This window comes from Bartonella sp. CE47NXGY, from assembly GCF_042195415.1.
Classification (GTDB): domain Bacteria; phylum Pseudomonadota; class Alphaproteobacteria; order Rhizobiales; family Rhizobiaceae; genus Bartonella.
Window position 1 is genome coordinate 1 of record NZ_JBHIOI010000202.1, and the last position, 847, is coordinate 847.

General features: G+C 46.5%; 2 pseudogenes. Both read right to left on the bottom strand.

Annotated features, from left to right (window positions below):
• Positions 1-224, bottom strand: a pseudogene (locus tag ACFIL3_RS10655) (phage portal protein); the annotation flags it as partial.
• A pseudogene (locus ACFIL3_RS10660) lies at positions 209-847 on the bottom strand (PBSX family phage terminase large subunit); the annotation flags it as partial. The pseudogenes ACFIL3_RS10655 and ACFIL3_RS10660, both read right to left, overlap by 16 nt.

Genomic DNA, 847 nt, shown 5'->3' on the forward strand with positions numbered 1-847 from the left:
ACGGGGCGGCGTTGCTCTTTTAACGCCGCTAAATCAGCCTCATTCCACTGATCACCATTGTAAAATCGAAAATCCTCTCTTGCATGTTCGCGCCATTTGTTCACATGCTCAACATCTTCTTTGTACCAGCTCACAAGCTTGCTAAACAAACCTTCTGTCGACAAATCTGATGCGTTACTTTCTTTCTCTAAATGCTCTTCATCATATATCATTCTGCCATCCATGACGTGCTTTCATAAGTTTCTCTACCGCTATAAGCTGGTCTCTTCTGTTTTTGCATCGGCTGTTCATACCCCACACACATTAACCCAAAGGCATCCGCACCATGACTGGACCAATCATGCTCTGCTCCCAAGCCAATATTGCGCTTCTCATCCCATTTCTCATGATACCAATTCAGTGCTTTACGACCCGCTACGGTTGTCTCTTCGTTAAACCATACTGAAGGTAAAATACGTCGCACCGCCTCTATTCGCATCTTAACAGCACCTGCCCCTTGATTAGGAATGACTTGCGTTTCAAAACCCGCATCATTTAAAGCACTCTCAAAACTCACATTGTGTACACGGTCTCTTGTTGCACCATCATGGGGGAGAACCATCAATGCCTTCTCATAGCCATTCTGACGTAACCAGCCTATGTGCTCGGATAATGGCTGTCCCTGTGCTTCGTAATAATTAAGCACTCTAATTTCTCGCCCCACAAACTGTGCTATCCATATCGCCGTGGCATCTGCCTTGGCGCCTGTCCCCCCAATATCCCAAAAAGCACGTATTTGCATTAAAGGGTCACGAGCAACACGCCCTATCCGCCCCTCTTGCTCGGCTGCCAACATTTCCTTTTGATA